Below are 15,825 nucleotides of genomic sequence, written 5' to 3'. Positions count from 1 at the left end.
TCGCCGCCTCATCCTCAATGGACAACACGGTGGAACACGGCTGCCTCGGCCCGGTTGGCACATCGGCAACCGAGGTCCGCTTCTTCCACTTCGCCACCGTCTTTTGATTGATGCCGTAACGCTTGGAAAGCGCTCTCAGGCTCTCTTGAATCTGTTGTATCGCTCGACGGATCGCCTCAGTCGTAGTGGCGCTCCCATGTAGAACCTGGCCCATTGTGCTTGCTTCCATTCGAGTGAAAAGAGTGCACCATCAAAGCCTGGGATCAAACAGGCGCGTTGCCATCGCCTTTTGATGGCGCACCGCGCACGCCGATGCGCGCGACACCCGTTGCCGCGTGACGGCCTCACCCGGCCCTGCCATCGGCCAGCGACGCGCCAGACCTCGGTACCGGCACCCACGCGGCGATTCGGGTGCGGCGACATCAGTTCTGCTGTCTGCCAAAGATGCTGCCTGGAGAGTGATTCACTCCTAGCTCAATGCGGTCCTCAGTTTGGATCTTCATCTCGGCAACGGCTGTGCAGCGCGCTTGAACTCGAGGCTCTCTTCGAGCCATGGTCACCGCGCCGACCGTAGACACTGCACCCAGCTCCGGGCTACGTGGCGATCGCATTCATCGGCACCGGCTATCGATCGATGCCGCCACTGCGATTTAGCCCCAGGAGATATCTGATGAAGACTACTGCATCCGCCAATCCGCTCAGTCGCATTGCGTCAGCGTCAAGTGCGAACAGACACGAGATCGAAAAAGAAGCCTCCCCGGACGCCTCGCCCGGCCATTCGGATGCCCAGCCCGATTCCCAATTGGCCAAACTGCCGCGCCGCCCGAACAAGCGCGGCAAGGAGATCGCAGGCGCCACTGCGCATATATCTCAGACGGCTAGCCACTTGGCTGCGGTTAGTCTGCAGGTTTCGCAGTCTGCATCGTCGTCGAATCCTGGCAGAGCGTCGCTGGTGCGACTCAAAGAGACACTGGCTGCAGACAACCTGCGCCCGGTCGAGCCGCAACTGGCTGCCGAACTCGTCAACAGGATCAGGCCGATGAAATTGCCGGACACCACCGGCGCGCAAGAACGCGCAGCGACACATGCGGATCTGTTGAGCCGCATCCGCGAAACGGATGCGATGGCTTGGTACAAGGCGCAGGGCCTGAGCCAAAGCGAGGTTTCCAACCTGCGGCGCACCGCGTTGCTGTCCGGCATGCCCAATCCCGCCGGTAGTTTTCTAAACAATGCGATGCAGTACATCGTCTCGCCCTGGATCAACTACGCAACCCGTCATCCCTGGGCAGGCGCAGGATTCGGCTTTGCCACAGCGGCCATCGCCGCGCCGATGAATGCGGCCCAGCAGTCGGCGGTGGTCAGCCTGTGCGAGTCCATCCGCGAGCATGGCGGTCACGTCATCGTGCCGGACAAGCATCAGATCAAAGACAAACATTGGCTACCGGATCTTGCGAAGGCGCTGGAAACGCATATCGCAGAATTCGGCGCGTGCTGCGACAGCTTCCGCCAACTCAAGAAGGCCACAGACCAGAGCCCCGCGGCGACGCCAACTGCCGAGCTCACCGCCGCTGCCAACCAATTGCTGCACGCCGAAGCGCGCCTGCATCAAGCCCAGCACGACTTTGTCATGACCCAGGGCGCGCACGACCGGCAATGGATGGGCAATCGCTGGCAGGCCGTCCCGCGTATCCTGCGTTCGCCCTTGGCGGGCACGCTTGGCCTGCTGCGCAAGACCGGCGCAATGCGGGCGCTGTCGCCGACCGCACAGACCGTCGGTGCCCTGTTGATGACAGCTGCGCAGCATGTGGCCGCCGGCTTCGATGAACAGGCAAAACAGGATTACAACAACAAGCTCAATCTGCTGTATGCGGATGTATTGACCCAGACAGGCAAGGAGAAATTTGCGCGTGGCGAACCGGTTGCGGCAGAGGAGATCGATCAGAGCAAACTCCGCAAACTGATTAAGTCGCCCACGCAGGCTCTGGTGAAACGCGTCATCAGCGGATTGGCGTCGATGGAAAAAGCGCTCAAGGCTGAGGTGCAAGCATCGCCCTCGCCCCAGGGGGCGGCAGACGCCGACGACCTGGATCTGGAATCGGGCCACGGCGCCGGCCCGGCGAAGGCGCTGAAACTGCTGAGCCAGGATCTGCAAGCCTTGCGCGAAGGCAGGTTGGACGAACTCGACCCCAACGGTGTCGCTGCGGCGGTGCTGCTCGGCGCCGAGAAGTCTGTGGTGTCGGATCAACTGATCAGCGATATCGCCAAGAAGTACACCTCGCGCGAGTTCTCCGCACAGACCGCCCAACGCATCGGCCAGATGTTCCATCTCGGCGTGCTGGGCAGCGCGGCGTCCTCGGTGATCGGCAAGGCCACTTCCGCGGCGCAGGGCGGATTGCACAAAGTGCCGATCATGCAGACCCTGGCGATCTCCGCCCTGTCGGGAGGCATGGCTGCGGTCGGCGCGCTGAATCAGCACACCGCCATCACCGTCAAGAACAATCGCCGTGAGGGAGAGACCGACATCGGATTGAAGCAGCAAGTCTTGCGCGGCGTGATGGGTGGCGCCAACGAAGCGCTGTCCCAGCGTCGGGCGACCAAGGCGAGTCGGGAGATCAACGCGCTTTTGCAGCACAACGATGTGGAAGAGTTGTTGGGTCAGGCCAATGCGCTCACCCAACCGTCCGGGGCCTCGTCATCCGCAGCGCAGGCCGCGCCGTCGCTGACCCTGCCGGAGGCGGTGAAACAGCTGCGCCCGGGAGTGGCGTCCGCATCGCAGTCGCGCGAAGTGATCGTGCAGATCGGGGACGATCAGGCGACGCAGCAACCGGCATGATGCGGCGCCGACCGCTGCGATGCATCAAACGCGAGGCAACAAAAACGGGATGGCCACAGGGCCATCCCGTTTCGATCATCTCCGGCATCCGCGCGCGTCGTGCACGCGGGGTGTCTCACTCAGTCAAACCACGATTCTCCAGCAGCGCCTTGACGCTGGGATCTTTACCGCGGAAATCGCGATACAACGTGGCCAGGTCCAAGGTATTACCGCGCGAAAGGATCTTGGCGCGGAAGATGTCGCCGTTCTTGCGATTCAACCCGCCGTTTTGCTTGAACCATTCGAACGCATCGTCGTCGAGCACTTCCGACCAGAAGTAGGCGTAGTAACCGGCCGAATAACCGCCGCCCCAGATGTGGTCGAAATAGCTGCTGCGATAACGCGGCGGCACCTCGGCCAGGTCTACCTTGAAGCGCTTCAATGCATCGGCTTCGAATTTGGTCACGTCCTGCAGCGGCGCGTCGGCAGGCTGGGTGTGCCAGGCCAGATCGAGCAAGGCGGCCGACAGGTATTCGGTGGTCGCGTAGCCGCTGTTGAAGGTCTTGGCCTTCTTGATCTTTTCCACCAGCTCGTTCGGCATCGCCGCGCCGGTCTGGTAGTGCTTGGCGTAGTTGGCAAAGACCTTGGGATCGGAGGCCCAGTGCTCGTTGAACTGCGAGGGGAACTCGACGAAATCGCGCGAGGTGCTGGTACCGGCAATCGAGGGGTACGTCACCTTGGAGAACATGCCGTGCAGCGCATGGCCGAATTCATGGAACAGCGTGGTGACGTCGTCGAAACTCAGCAACGCCGGTTGACCCGCGGCCGGCTTGGTGAAGTTGCACACGTTGTAAACCACCGGCTTGGCACCGGTGAGGCCGTCCTGTTCGACGAACACGTCCATCCAGGCGCCGCCTGACTTGCTGTCGCGCTTGAAGTAGTCGGTATAGAACAGCGCCATCGAGGTGCCGTCCGCATCGAACACTTCATACACCTTCATGTCCGCGTGATAGGTCGGGATGTCGGTGCGCTGCTTGAAGGTGATGCCGTACAACTGCGTGGCCGCGTAGAAAACGCCGTTCTGCAGTACGTTGTCCAGTTCGAAATACGGCTTGATCTGCGCTTCGTCCAGGTCGTACTTTGCCTTGCGCACTTGCTCTGCGTAGAAGTCCCAATCGGAGGCGGCGAGCTTGAAGCCACCCTTCTGGGCGTCGATCACCTTCTGCATCTCGGCCACTTCGCGGCGTGCCTTGGCGGTGGCGGCCGGCACGGTGTCGGTCAGCAGCTTGAGCGCGGCAGCCGGGTTCTTGGCCATCTGGTTGCCCAAGCTATAGGCGGCATAGGTGTCGAAGCCGAGCAGCTTGGCCTTTTGCGCGCGCAGTTGCGCCAGGCGCTGAATGGTCTGGCGGGTGTCGTTGGCATCGCCCTTTCCCGCGCGCGTTTCCGAGGCCTTGAGCAGGTCGGCACGCAGCTGGCGGTCCTTCAACGAGGCCAGCACCGGTTGCTGGGTGGTGTTCTGCAGGGTGAGCAGATAGTTGCCGTCGAGCTTGCGCGCCTTGGCCGCATCGGCGGCGGCGGCAATATCCCCTTCGCTCAGGCCATCGAGCTTGGCCTTGTCGTCCACTACCACCGCACCGGCAGCCGAGGCGGCGACCAGGCGGGTGTGGAACTGCGTGGAGAGCGTGGTCTCTTCGATATTGAGCTTGCGCAGGCTGGCCTTGTCGGCATCTGACAGCTGCGCACCGGCGCGCACGAGCGCTTCGTAATCGCGCTCGACCAGACGCTTCTGCTCCGGCTCCAGACTCAGCGTTTCGCGCTGGTCGTAAATGGTTTTGACGCGTGCAAAGAGCTTCGGATCGAGATTGATCTCGTCCTGATGCGCGGCCAGCTTGGGCGCGATGTCTTCCTGGATCTTCTGGCGTGCGTCGCTGGTATCGGCCTGCACCAGCCCGAAGAAAATGCGCGAGACGCGGGTGAGCGTTTCGCCGCTGCGCTCCATCGCTTCGATGGTGTTGTCGAAACTGGGCGGTTCGGGGTTGTCGGCGATCTTACGGATGTCGGCAAGATGCAGGCGCATGCCTTCTTCGAAGGCCGGCAGGTAATCGGCATCCTTGATCTTGTCGAACGGCGGTGCCTGGAACGGCAGCGTGCTGGCGGTCAGCAGCGGGTTCGGCGCGGCATCCGCGGCCGGGGTGGTGGCGGTCTTTTCGGGCACGGTGGTGGACTCCTTACCGGACTAATCTTTTCCAGAACAAGCAGCCAGTGCCAGGGTGATGGCTGCGGCCAGAACGACGGTACGCGACATGACGTGTGATTCCTGAGTGGGTAGAGCAGCCGGTCACGCTAGCGGGTTTGACGGCCGCTGACATGTGCCGTTGGATTGGGTGGATGGGTTCGGTTGAGGATGCGTGCCCTACAGCGTCTCGTCCTTGAAGATCGCTACATGCGGGCTGCCATCGGCGCCGATCCAGCCGCCGTACATGCCTTCGGTGTTGAACGGGAACGCGGCATTGCCCTGCGCATCCAGCGCGATGGCGCCGCCGTCGCCACCGGCCTTGGGAATCTCCTGGTCGATCACTGCGTCGGCCGCCTGTTGCAACGACTGCCCGGCGTACCTATGCGTGCGCAGATGTCGTAGGCGGCCACCGCGCGGATATAGAACTCGCCCCAGCCGGTGCCGGACACCGCGCACTGGCTGTTGGCGTAGGTGCCCGCGCCGATGATCGGCGCGTCGCCCACGCGGCCGTAGCGCTTGTTGGTCATGCCGCCGGTGGAGGTGCCGGCGGCAAGAGGTCCTTCCCGATCCAGCGCCAGCGCGCCCACGGTACCGAAATGCTTGGCGGTTTTCAGATCGAGTTCGGCCTGCGCCTTGCGGTCGCCGGCCTCGGCCTGGAGCGCTTTTTGGAGCTGCTGCCAGCGCTTGTCGGTGCGCAACCGGTGGCGCCGTCCATGATCGCGGCATCCAGCGCATTCTTGCCGTCATGGGTGAACACCGCGCCACGCCCGGCGTTGAACTGCGGGGCGTCTTCTCGCGACCTTCTCAGCCGTTCGACAACACCCTCAAAGCGTATCGCGATGCTTGCCGCGCCACGGCCGATACCAGGTACGGATGGCGGCGATATCGGCGGCCATGTCGGTCCCGGTCCAGAACGGCTCGCCGATGCCCACAGTCTTGCTTGGATAGTCGAAATACACCGGCAGGATCGGCACCTTGGAATCAGAAGCGATCTTCCAGAAACCCGCCTTCCAATGTTCCACACGCTTGCGCGTGCCCTCGGGGGTGATCACGTACCACATCTGCTCGGAGTTGCGGATTAGCCGCACTGACTGGCTAATGGTGCCCTGCGGAGAGCTGCGGTCCAGCGGGATGGCGCCGAGCTTGCGCAGCAGCGGGCCCAGCGGCCACCAGAACAACTGCGCCTTGCCCAGCACGCGCATATCGAAGCCCAGCGCGAACTTGGCCGCAAAGCCTACAAAGCCGTCCCAGTTGGACGAATGCGGGGCCACGATCATCACCAGCTTGGGTTCGTCGGGCAGCCGCCCGAGCAGGCGCCAGCCGGTCAGGCGCAGCGCAGTACGGCCTAGCCAGCGGCCGAATCGGCCGTGTGCACGTGGCATTCTGGGCGGGGTTGGCTGCAGCAGGATGTTGGCCTGTGTTACCGGTGGCAACGACGGGTCGGTGTGACTCACGCTTACTCCCAGTGGGACGCAGAGCGTCCACGCTTGATATGGCTGCGCTCACGCTTGGCATCCAGCCGCCGCAGCTTGGCACCATGACTCGGTTTGGTGGCGACCCGGCGCTTGGGCACCGACAGACACGCACGGATGATTTCAATCAGCCGCTCCCGCGCATCCTCGCGGTTGCGGTCCTGGGTGCGGAAGCGCTGCGCGTCGATCACCAGCACGCCATCGGCGCTCATGCGCCGGTCGCGCCGCGACAGCAACCGCGCGCGCAGCGGTTCGGGCAGCGACGGCGATGCGGCCACGTCGAAACGCAGTTCCACCGCCGTGGAAACCTTGTTGACGTTCTGCCCGCCCGCGCCACTGGCGCGCACGAAGCGTTCGACGATCTCGCTGGGCGGGATCGTCAGGCTTGGGGTGATCTGGATCGGGTCGCTGGCCATTTGTGCCGATTGTATCGGCACCGCCATGGACGCGCGCGAACGCCGGCTTCCCCTATGCTGCTGCCGGTTCCCCGACTTGCAGGATGCTCCGATGACACCACCCCGTTCCGTTGCCGCCGTACGCGCCTTTGCGCGCCATCTGATCGTGTTGGCTACGCTGGCACTCGCCGCGCCCGCCGCGTTCGCGCAGGCGCCCAGCGATGCCGACGTCAATCGCCTGCTGGCGGCCTCACGCGCGCAGACCATGCTGGACACAATGCTGCCGCAGATCGAAGCGATGCAGCAGCAATTCGCCCAGCTCACCGCTCAGCGCCAGCTCGACGCCGCTCAGCAGGCGCAGCTGCAGCGCATCCAGGACCGCACCCGCCAGACCGTGCGCAAGGCGCTGTCGTGGTCGGAACTGCGCCCGATGTATGTGGACATCTACAAGCGCTCGTTCTCGCGCGAAGACGTGCTGGCCATGGCCGAGTTCTATGAGAGCTCGGCCGGCCAGAGCCTGCTGGACAAGACCCCGGCACTGACCCAGAACCTGATGGGCGCGATCCAGCAAAAGATGCTGCCGCTGTTTGCCGATCTGCAGAAGGACCTGGAGAAGATCGTCAATGAGCCGGCGCCGGCGCACAAGCCCTGAAGGGCTGGGAACGGGCAATCGGGATTGGCGATTCGTCACAGCGTGATCCTGCGACGGTTGCGGTTGCGGTTGCGGGGTTGGTTGCGTTGACGATCGATGCCGTACGCAGCGTCTGCCGACGGGAGCAGCGATGGCAATTGCTTAGCGTTACAGGACGACCTTAGCCCCTCTCCCGACGGGAGAGGGGCTTTATCTCGCGCAGCGGCCAGCAGCTCGATCACTGCGAGTGCTCAACTCAAGACTCCCTCGCACAGGGCATTGCTGCGCATTGAGCAGCCATCGCATCTCAAATCACGTCCGTGATCCACCGCACAAGGTGGCGCAAAATTTCCTGGTTACTTTTTGCAGGACGCTGTTTTGCAGGCAAATACGCAGCCGCTACGACCAATCATTTTTCCTATAGAAGCAGGCACAAATAGTGATGAATCATCGCTATTTGTGCGAATAGCGAACACGCTGAACGAAAATTTTCCGAGCTGGTAGCACCAGATACGAACTGACCCGACCGTTGTGTGAATGCGGTTGCGCGCGTGGTGTTGTACGGTCACCGCCACCGGCCATCTTCATGCAGCAGATCCGGGGGGATCCAGCGCTTCCTTCCATCTATGGACATGCCGTGATGACAAATTCAATTCGCCGCTTGCGGTTTCGTAGTTTGACGCTCGTTCCCTGTCTGCTCGCCAGCGCAGTGGCTTTCGCCCAGCCCAGCCCCGCAACCGCACAACAGCCGGTGTCGTCCTTGGATACCCAGGCATTCGCGCGCTCCGGTCAGGTCTGGCGCAGCTTCGGCAACGACCTTCCGTTCGCAGGACCCAGCAGCTGGACCACCGCCGGTGGCGGCTACTTCAACTCACGCTTCGCACCGGGCGAGTGGAAGATCAATCGCACCACCGCCAAGACGCTCAAGCCCGCATGGACCTTGACCACCACCGGCGACATCTCGGCCACCCCGAGTGTGGAAGGTGGAACGCTCTATGTACCCGACTGGGGCGGCACGCTGTATAGCGTCGATACCCAGACCGGCAAGCCGAACTGGCAGGCCAAGTTATCCGACTACACCGGCAACGCCAACTCGGTAACGCGTAATACGCCGGCCATCAGCGGCAAGAGCATCATTGTTGGCGATCAGGCCGCCGGCACTGTGCTGGCGCTCGACAAGAAGACAGGCAAGCTGCTGTGGAAGACCACCGTCGAAGCCAACCCGCAGGCACGCATCACCTCCTCGCCAGTCATCTACGGCAACCGCATTTACGTGCCCGTGTCGTCCGGCGACTGGGGCAACCTGGCCGCGACCCATACCTTCAGTTTCCGCGGCAGCGTTGTGGCCTTGGATCTGAATACCGGCAAGAAGCTGTGGCAGTTCTACAACGTGCCCGAGGGTTACACCGGTGCCTCGGTGTGGGGCCAGGTGGCGATCGATCCGATCAGCCGCCGCCTGTATTTCGGCACCGGCAACAACTACAACATTCCCGCCACCGTGGGTAATTGCGTGTCCAACGCGCGCTCGTATCGTGGCAGCGAACTCACCGTGCAGGACGAGCTCGATTGCATGGTGCCGGACAACTACGTCGACTCGGTGATCTCGCTGAACCTGGACACCGGCAAGCTGGTCTGGGCCAATCGCGCGCAGGGCTACGACGCATGGAATCTGTCCTGCGTCGCCGCACCCACCAATGGCCTGTGCCCGAACACGCAGGCGACCAACCTGATCGGGCCCGATTACGACTTCGGCGGCGGCGGCGTCAATCTGTTCACCGTGTGGCGCAGCGGCAATCCGCAGCAGTTGATCGGCGCCGGGCAGAAGAGCGGCAGATATTGGGCCTTCGACGCCAGGACCGGCGCCAAGGTGTGGTCCACCCAGGTCGGCCCGGGCGGCACTACCGGCGGCATCGAATGGGGCACCGCGTTCGACCCGTACAAGTCGCAGGTCTATGTGGCGATCAAAAACAGCACCAACGCCACCTACACGCTGGGACCTGCGAACACCCAGAGCCATAACGGCGGCTCGTGGGCGGCACTGGATGCAGCGACCGGCAAGATCAAGTGGCAGGTCAAGGTACCCGGCATCAACCGCGTGAAGCCGACCGTACCGGCTGGCGGCCAGGGTTCGCTGACGGCTTCGCCGAACCTGCTTTATGCCGGTTCGATGGCCGGCAACATGGTCGCCCTCGACACCGACACCGGCGCCACGCTGTGGAACTACGACGCCACCGGCTCGGTGATCAGCTCGCCCGCAATTGCGGACGGCGCGCTGTATTGGGGCCAGGGCTACGGCCGCTTCAACTTCGGAACCGCCGCGACCAGCAACCAGCTGATCAAGTTCGTGCCGGAGGCTAGCGCGGCCAAGTAAGCGCCCACGCACGTGATCTGCGTCGAATGACGCGCAATCACGGCAGAGAACGACGGCGCCACCTTCGGGTGGCGTCGTTGTGTGTGGGGTGGGAAAACAGCCGCGCTCAGTGCGTCAATGCGCGTGTGTGCTGAGTGCTGGTCCAGCATGGCGACAGCGCCAAACAGGTGATCTGCTGAGCGCCGTGGCGTGATCACGCAACAACGGCGCCGTCCTCGGGTGACGTCATTCGTGCGTAACGTCCGCAAGACAGTTGCGCGCGAGGGCAGCGATCGGCGTGCCGTCTTCGACACCGTTTCTGGTGGCGGCGCATAGGGTGAGAGCGCAGCGCTTGATCGACCGCACCATTGTTCGCGTAGAGCTCTCGCCACACTGCAGGCGCGCAGGTCACGCCGCTAAAGCCGCGTGACCTGGCATAACCGGATCTGCCCGGCTTCCAGCCCATGCGCCTCGGCTGCACGACGGCGTAACGCACATACAAGTCCGGCTGCATCCAGCACGCCATCGGCCGGCACCTCCACGCTGTGGGCGAGTTGCCCCCACAGCACCGGCCGACCGTCGCAATCGTCTTCGTAGTCGGCGAAATAATGCAGCTGTCGTAGCTCAGGTACCGACGTGGACATCGCCCTGGATCTCCGTGCAGCCCAGATGGTCCAACGCGATTTCCAACCCAAGCAGATAGCTCTGCGCGCAGTAGCCGCGCACCGTGGCGATACGTTGCCCGAAACCGTCCGGCAGGCAACGTTCCGGCCGGTCCACGCTATCGTCGTGGGCCTCCACAAACGGATACGACAACGCACTGAGCACACGATGCAAGCGCGCACTGTCCACGCAGCTGCCCGGATCGATCAACGCGATTTCCATCCGCGCCTGACCGGCCACACGCAACGCATCCAGCAACTCCTGCTCGGACCCGCAAGCACGCAACGCCACCGTCTTGCCCGCATCGCCTGCGCACGCCACCAATTGCCGGATCACGGCCCGCGGCAACGGCTGCGGACCACGCACCAACGGCAGCGCTGCTTCCGGCCCACGCACGATCATGATCGACATCTCGGCCCCCTCAGGCAGCGGCGCGCAACGGCGCACGCACCGATGGTAAGCAGCGCGCAGCAATGCCAAGCGACATCGCATACGCACGCGGCGCATCGTGTGGCGTGATCACCACTGCCAACGGCGCATGCTGCGGATGCAGCCATGGCTCCAGCTCTTGATCGGCATCGGTGTGCAGTTCGATATATGGCGTGGGCAACGCATCAAGTGCTGCACGCAACGCCTGTGCACGCACACGCTCGGACAGCGTCAGATCGCCAGAATCCAGCAACACCAGTTCCACCTCGGCATCGCTACTGGCGGCCTGCAACCCGGCGATCAAGGTATCGACATCGGCACACGCCACCGTGCGCAACCCACGGCCAGCACACTCGGGCAGCTGCATCGGCGCCAACTGCGCCGGATCGGCCTGCGGACCTTGCAAAATCAGGATACACATCGTGTTCGACTCAACGCACCACAGTGCGGGAGTGCCAAGGTAGATCTGCCGGGCGTAAAGGAGCTAGGCATGCGCCGATGTGCTGGCATAAAGAGTGAGTAAACACGTGGAAACGGACGCGCGTCGGCTCGATCTCCCGCCCTCCAACAAAAGGACACACGTGGTGGCGCTGAAGCTCGATCACGGTGTGCGACAACGGTTTTGTCCTAGGCCCGCCCAAGCCTAAGGCATTACGCTGTTCGAATGAGGCACCCCCTCTCGGCCAGATATCGAAGCATCCACCCGTACAAAAGGCCGACAATAATGTTGAAGTCCCAAATTAGGTCACCTTCTCCAAACTGACGCTTGCCGCTGCCTGTAAAGAGATCCCTATCGCGCTGTGGAAGCGCATCGAACCACTGATTCCGCAAGTCAAGCTTTATCCTAAAGGTGTGACGTCCTCCCGATTTTGAGTAGTGCCCCAGTTTGGAGTCCAATTCCCTACCCCGAGGAGATTGGACGTGAAGAAGCGTTTTTCCGAAGAACAGATCGTTGGCTTCCTGCGCGACGCTGAGTCAAGGACCTATGCCGGCGGCACGGCGTCAGCGAGGCCTCGTACTGCCTGTGGCGCAGCAAGTTCGGCGGGATGAGCGTGCCCGATGCCAAGCGGCTCAAAGACCTTGAGTCCGAGAACGCCCGGCTGAAGAAGTTGCTTGCCTAGCAGCTGTTCGAGAACGACCTGATCAAGGATACGCTGCGAAAAACGTGGTGAGCGCACCGGCGCGTCGTGCGCTGGTGCGCGAGTGGAGTGGGCATGGCGCCATCGACCGATTCGGACAACGGCGTCAGCATCTGCATCGCTTTGCTATTGCGTGCCGTAACCAGTAACAGTTGGTCGAACTGGAAGCGGCCATGACGAGCTCCGGTGACAACTGCAACGCCGCTCTGAATTCCTGCCCGGCAACACCAAGCCCTCCCAGCTGTGCTTGCTGCGCCTACAACAGATAGTGCGCCTGTGCACACGCCGGGGCTTGCTCAAGAAGCATGCCAAGCAGCGCAAGCGACTCTGCGTCCTTCGCATCCAGCATGGCCTGCGTTGCACCTGCAAGAAGTTCGTCTGTGCTCTGTGCCATGTGTTCTCACGATCGGAATATGGGCATTTCATCTGTCTATCCCCTTCCAGCGCAAATCGTTCAGCCGCCACGAGCACAATCGCGAGGGATAACCGCGATCACACTTTGGGTTTGACCCACTTGCATTGCGACGATCACCCGAAAGAGCGCAGCTGAACTGGGCGCGATGATCCATGCACCACGCAATCCAAAGTTCATGTCGCGTTCCATCGAATAACGGAGAATTTACATCTCGGCAGCGAACGGCATCCGCCTCAGTGCCGGCCCAAACCATAAGTACAGGTATCGATCATGAAGAATTCACTACTGGCTCTCGGCCTTCTCGCAGCCCTGCCGTTTGCGGCCTCTGCTGCTGAAAACCTCTCCTACAACTTCGTCGAAGGCGACTACGTGCGCACGCCGACCGAAGGCCGCGACGCCGATGGCTGGGGCGTGAAAGCCTCCTACGCGTTCGCTCCGAACTTCCATGTGTTCGGTGACTACAGCAAGCAGAATGCCGACAACAACAATAGCGTGTTCGAGAGCTCCAACTCCGACTTCCAGCAGTGGGGCGTGGGTGCGGGCTACAACTACGAGATTGCCAAGAGCACCGATTTCGTTGCTCGCCTGGCTTACCGCAAGCTGGACCTGGACACCCCGAACATCAGCTTCGACGGCTACAGCGTTGAAGCCGGTCTGCGTACCGCCTTCGGCGAACATTTCGAAGTGTATGCCCTGGGTGGCTACGAAGATTTCTCCAAGAAGCGCGGCATCGATCTGGGCGACAACTTCTACGGCCGCCTCGGCGCCCAGGTGAAGTTGAACCAGAGCTGGGGCATCAACGGCGACATCCGTATGGATGGCGACGGCAACAAGGAATGGTCGGTCGGCCCGCGTTTCAGCTGGTAAGCCGCATGCGTGACTGCAACGCGACCCTCTCTCCCGCGTTGCATTGGAAGCCCGGTCCACCGACAGGGCTTCTTTCTTTTGCGCGATTGGTAGATTGCGATGCAGGGGCAGTCGTTGCGCACGTGTGTGCGCACGAAGCGCTTCTTGATAACGTATCTCGCACTGGAATCGCTGCTGTAAGACGTGTGCTTTGATGCATGCGAACAACAAACCGCCCAATCAGGTGAACAACGCCTGCGGATACTCGGGCTTGCGCTCGCGCGCCAGTAGTTCCTTCAATGCTGCCTCCGGTGTGATTTCGCCATGCAGCACCGCACGTACGGCATTGGAAATCGGCAATTCGATACCGTGCTGTTCGGCCTGACGCATGACTTCATCGGCAGTTTGCACCGACTCGACCACCTGGCCGATCTCTCGGATCGCATCGTTCAAGCTCTGTCCGCGCCCCAACGCCAATCCAAGCCGCCGGTTGCGCGATAGATCGCCGGTGCAGGTCAGCACCAGATCGCCCAAGCCGGCCAGGCCCATCAAGGTTTCCGGACGCGCACCGATCACTGCCGCCAGGCGCAGCATCTCGTTCAAGCCACGCGTGATCAGACCGGCACGTGCATTGAGACCAAGCTGCATGCCGTCAGCCACACCCGTGGCCACGGCCAGCACGTTCTTCATCGCACCACCGAGTTCGGCGCCCACCATGTCGTCGCCGGTGTAGGCGCGAAAGGTGGGGCCATGCATGGCGTCTGCCACCACTTGCGCAAACGCGGCATCGTCGCCATGCACGGTGATGGCGGTCGGCAAGCCGAGCGTGACTTCCTTGGCGAAAGACGGCCCGGTCACCACGGCCAATGGAACACTGGCGCCAAGGATGTCGCGCGCCACTTCATGCAGGAATCGCCCGGAACCAGGCTCGAACCCCTTGGTCGCCCACGCAACGCCGGTACCGGCCGGGCGCAATGGTGCAATCAACTGGATCGTCTCGGTGAAGGCATGCGAGGGCACCACGACCAGAATCCAGCTTGCATCGGAGATGGTCAATGGCAGATCGGTGGTGGCACGCAAGCTCTCGGGCAACCGAATGCGCGGCAGATAGCGTACGTTCTCGTGGCGGCGGTCGATGGCATCCACCATCGCTGCATCGCGCCCCCAGAGCACGGTCGGGTGACCGTGTCTGGCCAACAGCGCGGCCAGGGCCGTGCCCCAGGAACCGGCGCCAAGGACGGCGATCTTGTGCTTCGAATCGCTCATCGGCGCACGCAGCGCTTAGGCGTTTCCAGCCGGCTCAGAATCGGCCAGCGAGGTGTCTTCGCCCTGCGAGCGCTGGCGCAGGGTTTCTGCATACAGGGCTTCAAAGTTGATCGGCTGCAGGTAGAATGGCGGGAAGCCGCCAGCCTGAATCAGATCGCTGATCAGCGTGCGCACGTACGGAAACAGGATGTTCGGGCACTGGGTGCCAAGCAGCACGTCGATTGCCTGTGGCTCCAGGCCGACCAAGCCGAACACGCCGGCCTGCTGCACTTCGGCCACGTAGGCGGTCTTGCCACCGGCAGTGCAGGTCAGAGTCACGGACAGCACGACTTCGAAGGCGTTGTCGTTGAGGCGCTGCACCTTCTGATTGAGGTTCAGCTGCAGCTCGGGCTGGTTGGCGTCATTGAAGACGGCCGGCGCGTTCGGCGATTCGAAAGAAACGTCCTTGACGTAAATCTTCTCGATGGTGAAAGCGGGGCCAGCAGCGGCGTCGGCCGGCGCAGCCGCGCCGTTGATGATTTCGTCAGACATTCCTAACTCCAAAAAACGGTTCGGTGGGTGCAACGTTGAATGATGCAGACGTGAAATTGCGTGTCTCTCACGCAAGCAATGGGGACTTGCATGGCGCCTCACAAGGTGCGATCAGGCGCGGCCTTTGACCAGCGGCAGTTCGGCCATTTGCCAGGCGGCCACGCCGCCATCGAGCCAATGGACCTGCTCGAAACCGGCTTTCTTCAGTGTCTTGGCCGCGCCTGCGGAGGCATTGCCGTTGCGGCACACCACCACCACAGGCGATGCCTTGGCGTTGGCGAGCAGCTTGCCGGCCGGGTCGAACTTGGCCAGCGCCACATTCCGGCTGCCGGCGATATGGCCTTTTTCGAAATCGGCGGTCGGCGACAGGTCGATCACCAGCGCGTTTGCGCTGTTGATCAGACGGGTCAGCTCGGCCGGCTTGAGTGCGCGATACCCACGGAACAGGCGCGCGACCTCGGTGACGATCAGGGCGATGGTCAGGCCCACCAGGGCCAGCGACAACATGGGGTTGCGGCCGACAAAGGCCTGCAGCTCTTCGAAATTCACGGGGTCAAGGTCTGAGGTTTCCCCACGTTTTCCCGAGATAGATCAGCTGGTTGCACCCGGATCGTGTAGAAACAAGTGCGCGCATCGTGTA

At 62.5% G+C, this 15,825-nt stretch carries 12 protein-coding genes and 4 pseudogenes; 5 read left to right on the top strand and 11 right to left on the bottom strand.

The window, feature by feature from the left end:
* Positions 1-214 (bottom strand): annotated as a pseudogene (locus tag XpopCFBP1817_RS14470) (helix-turn-helix domain-containing protein); the annotation flags it as partial.
* 456 nt (positions 215-670) lie between these two features.
* On the opposite strand from XpopCFBP1817_RS14470, the gene xopN reads away from it, so the two are divergent.
* Positions 671-2,833 carry a type III secretion system effector XopN gene (xopN, locus tag XpopCFBP1817_RS14465; RefSeq protein ID WP_128417648.1) on the top strand — a complete coding sequence of 721 codons (2,163 nt, stop codon included), beginning with the start codon at positions 671-673 and terminating at the stop codon, positions 2,831-2,833.
* A 115-nt stretch (positions 2,834-2,948) separates the two neighbouring features.
* Here xopN and dcp read toward each other — a convergent pair.
* From dcp to arfB, 4 genes and pseudogenes are all read right to left on the bottom strand, one after another.
* A pseudogene (gene dcp / locus XpopCFBP1817_RS14460) lies at positions 2,949-5,117 on the bottom strand (peptidyl-dipeptidase Dcp).
* Positions 5,118-5,225: 108 nt separating this feature from the next.
* Positions 5,226-5,982, bottom strand: a pseudogene (locus tag XpopCFBP1817_RS14455) (isoaspartyl peptidase/L-asparaginase family protein).
* The gene (locus XpopCFBP1817_RS14450) at positions 5,873-6,502 is read right to left on the bottom strand and encodes a lysophosphatidylcholine acyltransferase (protein WP_128417646.1); all 630 of its coding nucleotides are present in this window, start codon (positions 6,500-6,502) and stop codon (positions 5,873-5,875) included. Before XpopCFBP1817_RS14450 ends, XpopCFBP1817_RS14455 begins: the two are co-directional and overlap by 110 nt.
* 2 nt (positions 6,503-6,504) lie before the next feature.
* Entirely contained in the window at positions 6,505-6,936 is a 432-nt protein-coding gene (gene arfB / locus XpopCFBP1817_RS14445; RefSeq protein WP_128417651.1) for an alternative ribosome rescue aminoacyl-tRNA hydrolase ArfB, read from the bottom strand.
* A 91-nt stretch (positions 6,937-7,027) separates the two neighbouring features.
* Here arfB and XpopCFBP1817_RS14440 point away from each other — a divergent pair, with 91 nt between their 5' ends.
* Both XpopCFBP1817_RS14440 and XpopCFBP1817_RS14435 read left to right on the top strand, forming a co-directional pair.
* Entirely contained in the window at positions 7,028-7,567 is a 540-nt protein-coding gene (locus tag XpopCFBP1817_RS14440; RefSeq protein ID WP_128417645.1) for a DUF2059 domain-containing protein, read from the top strand.
* A gap of 619 nt (positions 7,568-8,186) precedes the next feature.
* Positions 8,187-9,917: an outer membrane protein assembly factor BamB family protein gene (locus tag XpopCFBP1817_RS14435; protein ID WP_128417644.1), complete on the top strand. Its 1,731-nt coding sequence runs from the start codon at positions 8,187-8,189 to the stop codon at positions 9,915-9,917.
* A gap of 395 nt (positions 9,918-10,312) precedes the next feature.
* Here the strand turns inward: XpopCFBP1817_RS14435 and XpopCFBP1817_RS14430 are convergent, their stop codons facing one another.
* From XpopCFBP1817_RS14430 to XpopCFBP1817_RS14420, 3 genes are read right to left on the bottom strand one after another with little or no spacing between them, the layout of a single operon-like run.
* Positions 10,313-10,540: a hypothetical protein gene (locus XpopCFBP1817_RS14430; RefSeq protein WP_167393942.1), complete on the bottom strand. Its 228-nt coding sequence runs from the start codon at positions 10,538-10,540 to the stop codon at positions 10,313-10,315.
* Positions 10,521-10,970 carry a 3-dehydroquinate dehydratase gene (locus XpopCFBP1817_RS14425; protein WP_167393941.1) on the bottom strand — a complete coding sequence of 150 codons (450 nt, stop codon included), beginning with the start codon at positions 10,968-10,970 and terminating at the stop codon, positions 10,521-10,523. Before XpopCFBP1817_RS14425 ends, XpopCFBP1817_RS14430 begins: the two co-directional genes overlap by 20 nt.
* Positions 10,971-10,980: 10 nt before the next feature.
* Positions 10,981-11,409, bottom strand: a complete 429-nt coding sequence (locus tag XpopCFBP1817_RS14420) for a hypothetical protein (protein ID WP_128417643.1) — start codon at positions 11,407-11,409, stop codon at positions 10,981-10,983.
* A 500-nt stretch (positions 11,410-11,909) separates the two neighbouring features.
* On the opposite strand from XpopCFBP1817_RS14420, the pseudogene XpopCFBP1817_RS14410 reads away from it, so the two are divergent.
* Together XpopCFBP1817_RS14410 and XpopCFBP1817_RS14400 are read left to right on the top strand one after the other, a co-directional pair.
* Positions 11,910-12,219: pseudogene (locus tag XpopCFBP1817_RS14410) on the top strand (transposase); the annotation flags it as partial.
* Between the two features lie 593 nt (positions 12,220-12,812).
* The gene (locus tag XpopCFBP1817_RS14400) at positions 12,813-13,409 is read left to right on the top strand and encodes an OmpO family porin (protein ID WP_128417641.1); all 597 of its coding nucleotides are present in this window, start codon (positions 12,813-12,815) and stop codon (positions 13,407-13,409) included.
* A 219-nt stretch (positions 13,410-13,628) separates the two neighbouring features.
* On the opposite strand, the gene XpopCFBP1817_RS14395 is transcribed toward XpopCFBP1817_RS14400, so the two are convergent.
* The 3 genes from XpopCFBP1817_RS14395 to XpopCFBP1817_RS14385 form a co-directional block, all read right to left on the bottom strand.
* Positions 13,629-14,654, bottom strand: coding sequence for an NAD(P)H-dependent glycerol-3-phosphate dehydrogenase (locus tag XpopCFBP1817_RS14395; protein ID WP_128417640.1), 1,026 nt, complete (start codon positions 14,652-14,654; stop codon positions 13,629-13,631).
* Positions 14,655-14,669: 15 nt separating this feature from the next.
* Positions 14,670-15,185: a protein-export chaperone SecB gene (gene secB / locus XpopCFBP1817_RS14390; protein ID WP_128417639.1), complete on the bottom strand. Its 516-nt coding sequence runs from the start codon at positions 15,183-15,185 to the stop codon at positions 14,670-14,672.
* Positions 15,186-15,296: 111 nt separating this feature from the next.
* Positions 15,297-15,734 (bottom strand): rhodanese-like domain-containing protein, encoded by a 438-nt coding sequence (locus tag XpopCFBP1817_RS14385; RefSeq protein ID WP_128417638.1) that lies wholly within the window; start codon positions 15,732-15,734, stop codon positions 15,297-15,299.
* Positions 15,735-15,825: the final 91 nt, after the last annotated feature.

The organism is Xanthomonas populi (assembly GCF_002940065.1).
GTDB classification, from domain to species: domain Bacteria; phylum Pseudomonadota; class Gammaproteobacteria; order Xanthomonadales; family Xanthomonadaceae; genus Xanthomonas; species Xanthomonas populi.
Note: the sequence above shows the minus strand (reverse complement) of the source record. Positions and strands in the feature narration are given on the sequence as shown.

Coding starts and splice junctions, on each gene's coding strand:
- xopN (WP_128417648.1), top strand. CDS start 671: ATGAAGACTACTGCATCCGCCAATCCGCTCAGTCGCATTGCGTCAGCG.
- arfB (WP_128417651.1), bottom strand. CDS start 6,936: ATGGCCAGCGACCCGATCCAGATCACCCCAAGCCTGACGATCCCGCCC.
- XpopCFBP1817_RS14440 (WP_128417645.1), top strand. CDS start 7,028: ATGACACCACCCCGTTCCGTTGCCGCCGTACGCGCCTTTGCGCGCCAT.
- XpopCFBP1817_RS14435 (WP_128417644.1), top strand. CDS start 8,187: ATGACAAATTCAATTCGCCGCTTGCGGTTTCGTAGTTTGACGCTCGTT.
- XpopCFBP1817_RS14430 (WP_167393942.1), bottom strand. CDS start 10,540: ATGTCCACGTCGGTACCTGAGCTACGACAGCTGCATTATTTCGCCGAC.
- XpopCFBP1817_RS14425 (WP_167393941.1), bottom strand. CDS start 10,970: ATGTCGATCATGATCGTGCGTGGGCCGGAAGCAGCGCTGCCGTTGGTG.
- XpopCFBP1817_RS14420 (WP_128417643.1), bottom strand. CDS start 11,409: ATGTGTATCCTGATTTTGCAAGGTCCGCAGGCCGATCCGGCGCAGTTG.
- XpopCFBP1817_RS14400 (WP_128417641.1), top strand. CDS start 12,813: ATGAAGAATTCACTACTGGCTCTCGGCCTTCTCGCAGCCCTGCCGTTT.
- XpopCFBP1817_RS14395 (WP_128417640.1), bottom strand. CDS start 14,654: ATGAGCGATTCGAAGCACAAGATCGCCGTCCTTGGCGCCGGTTCCTGG.
- secB (WP_128417639.1), bottom strand. CDS start 15,185: ATGTCTGACGAAATCATCAACGGCGCGGCTGCGCCGGCCGACGCCGCT.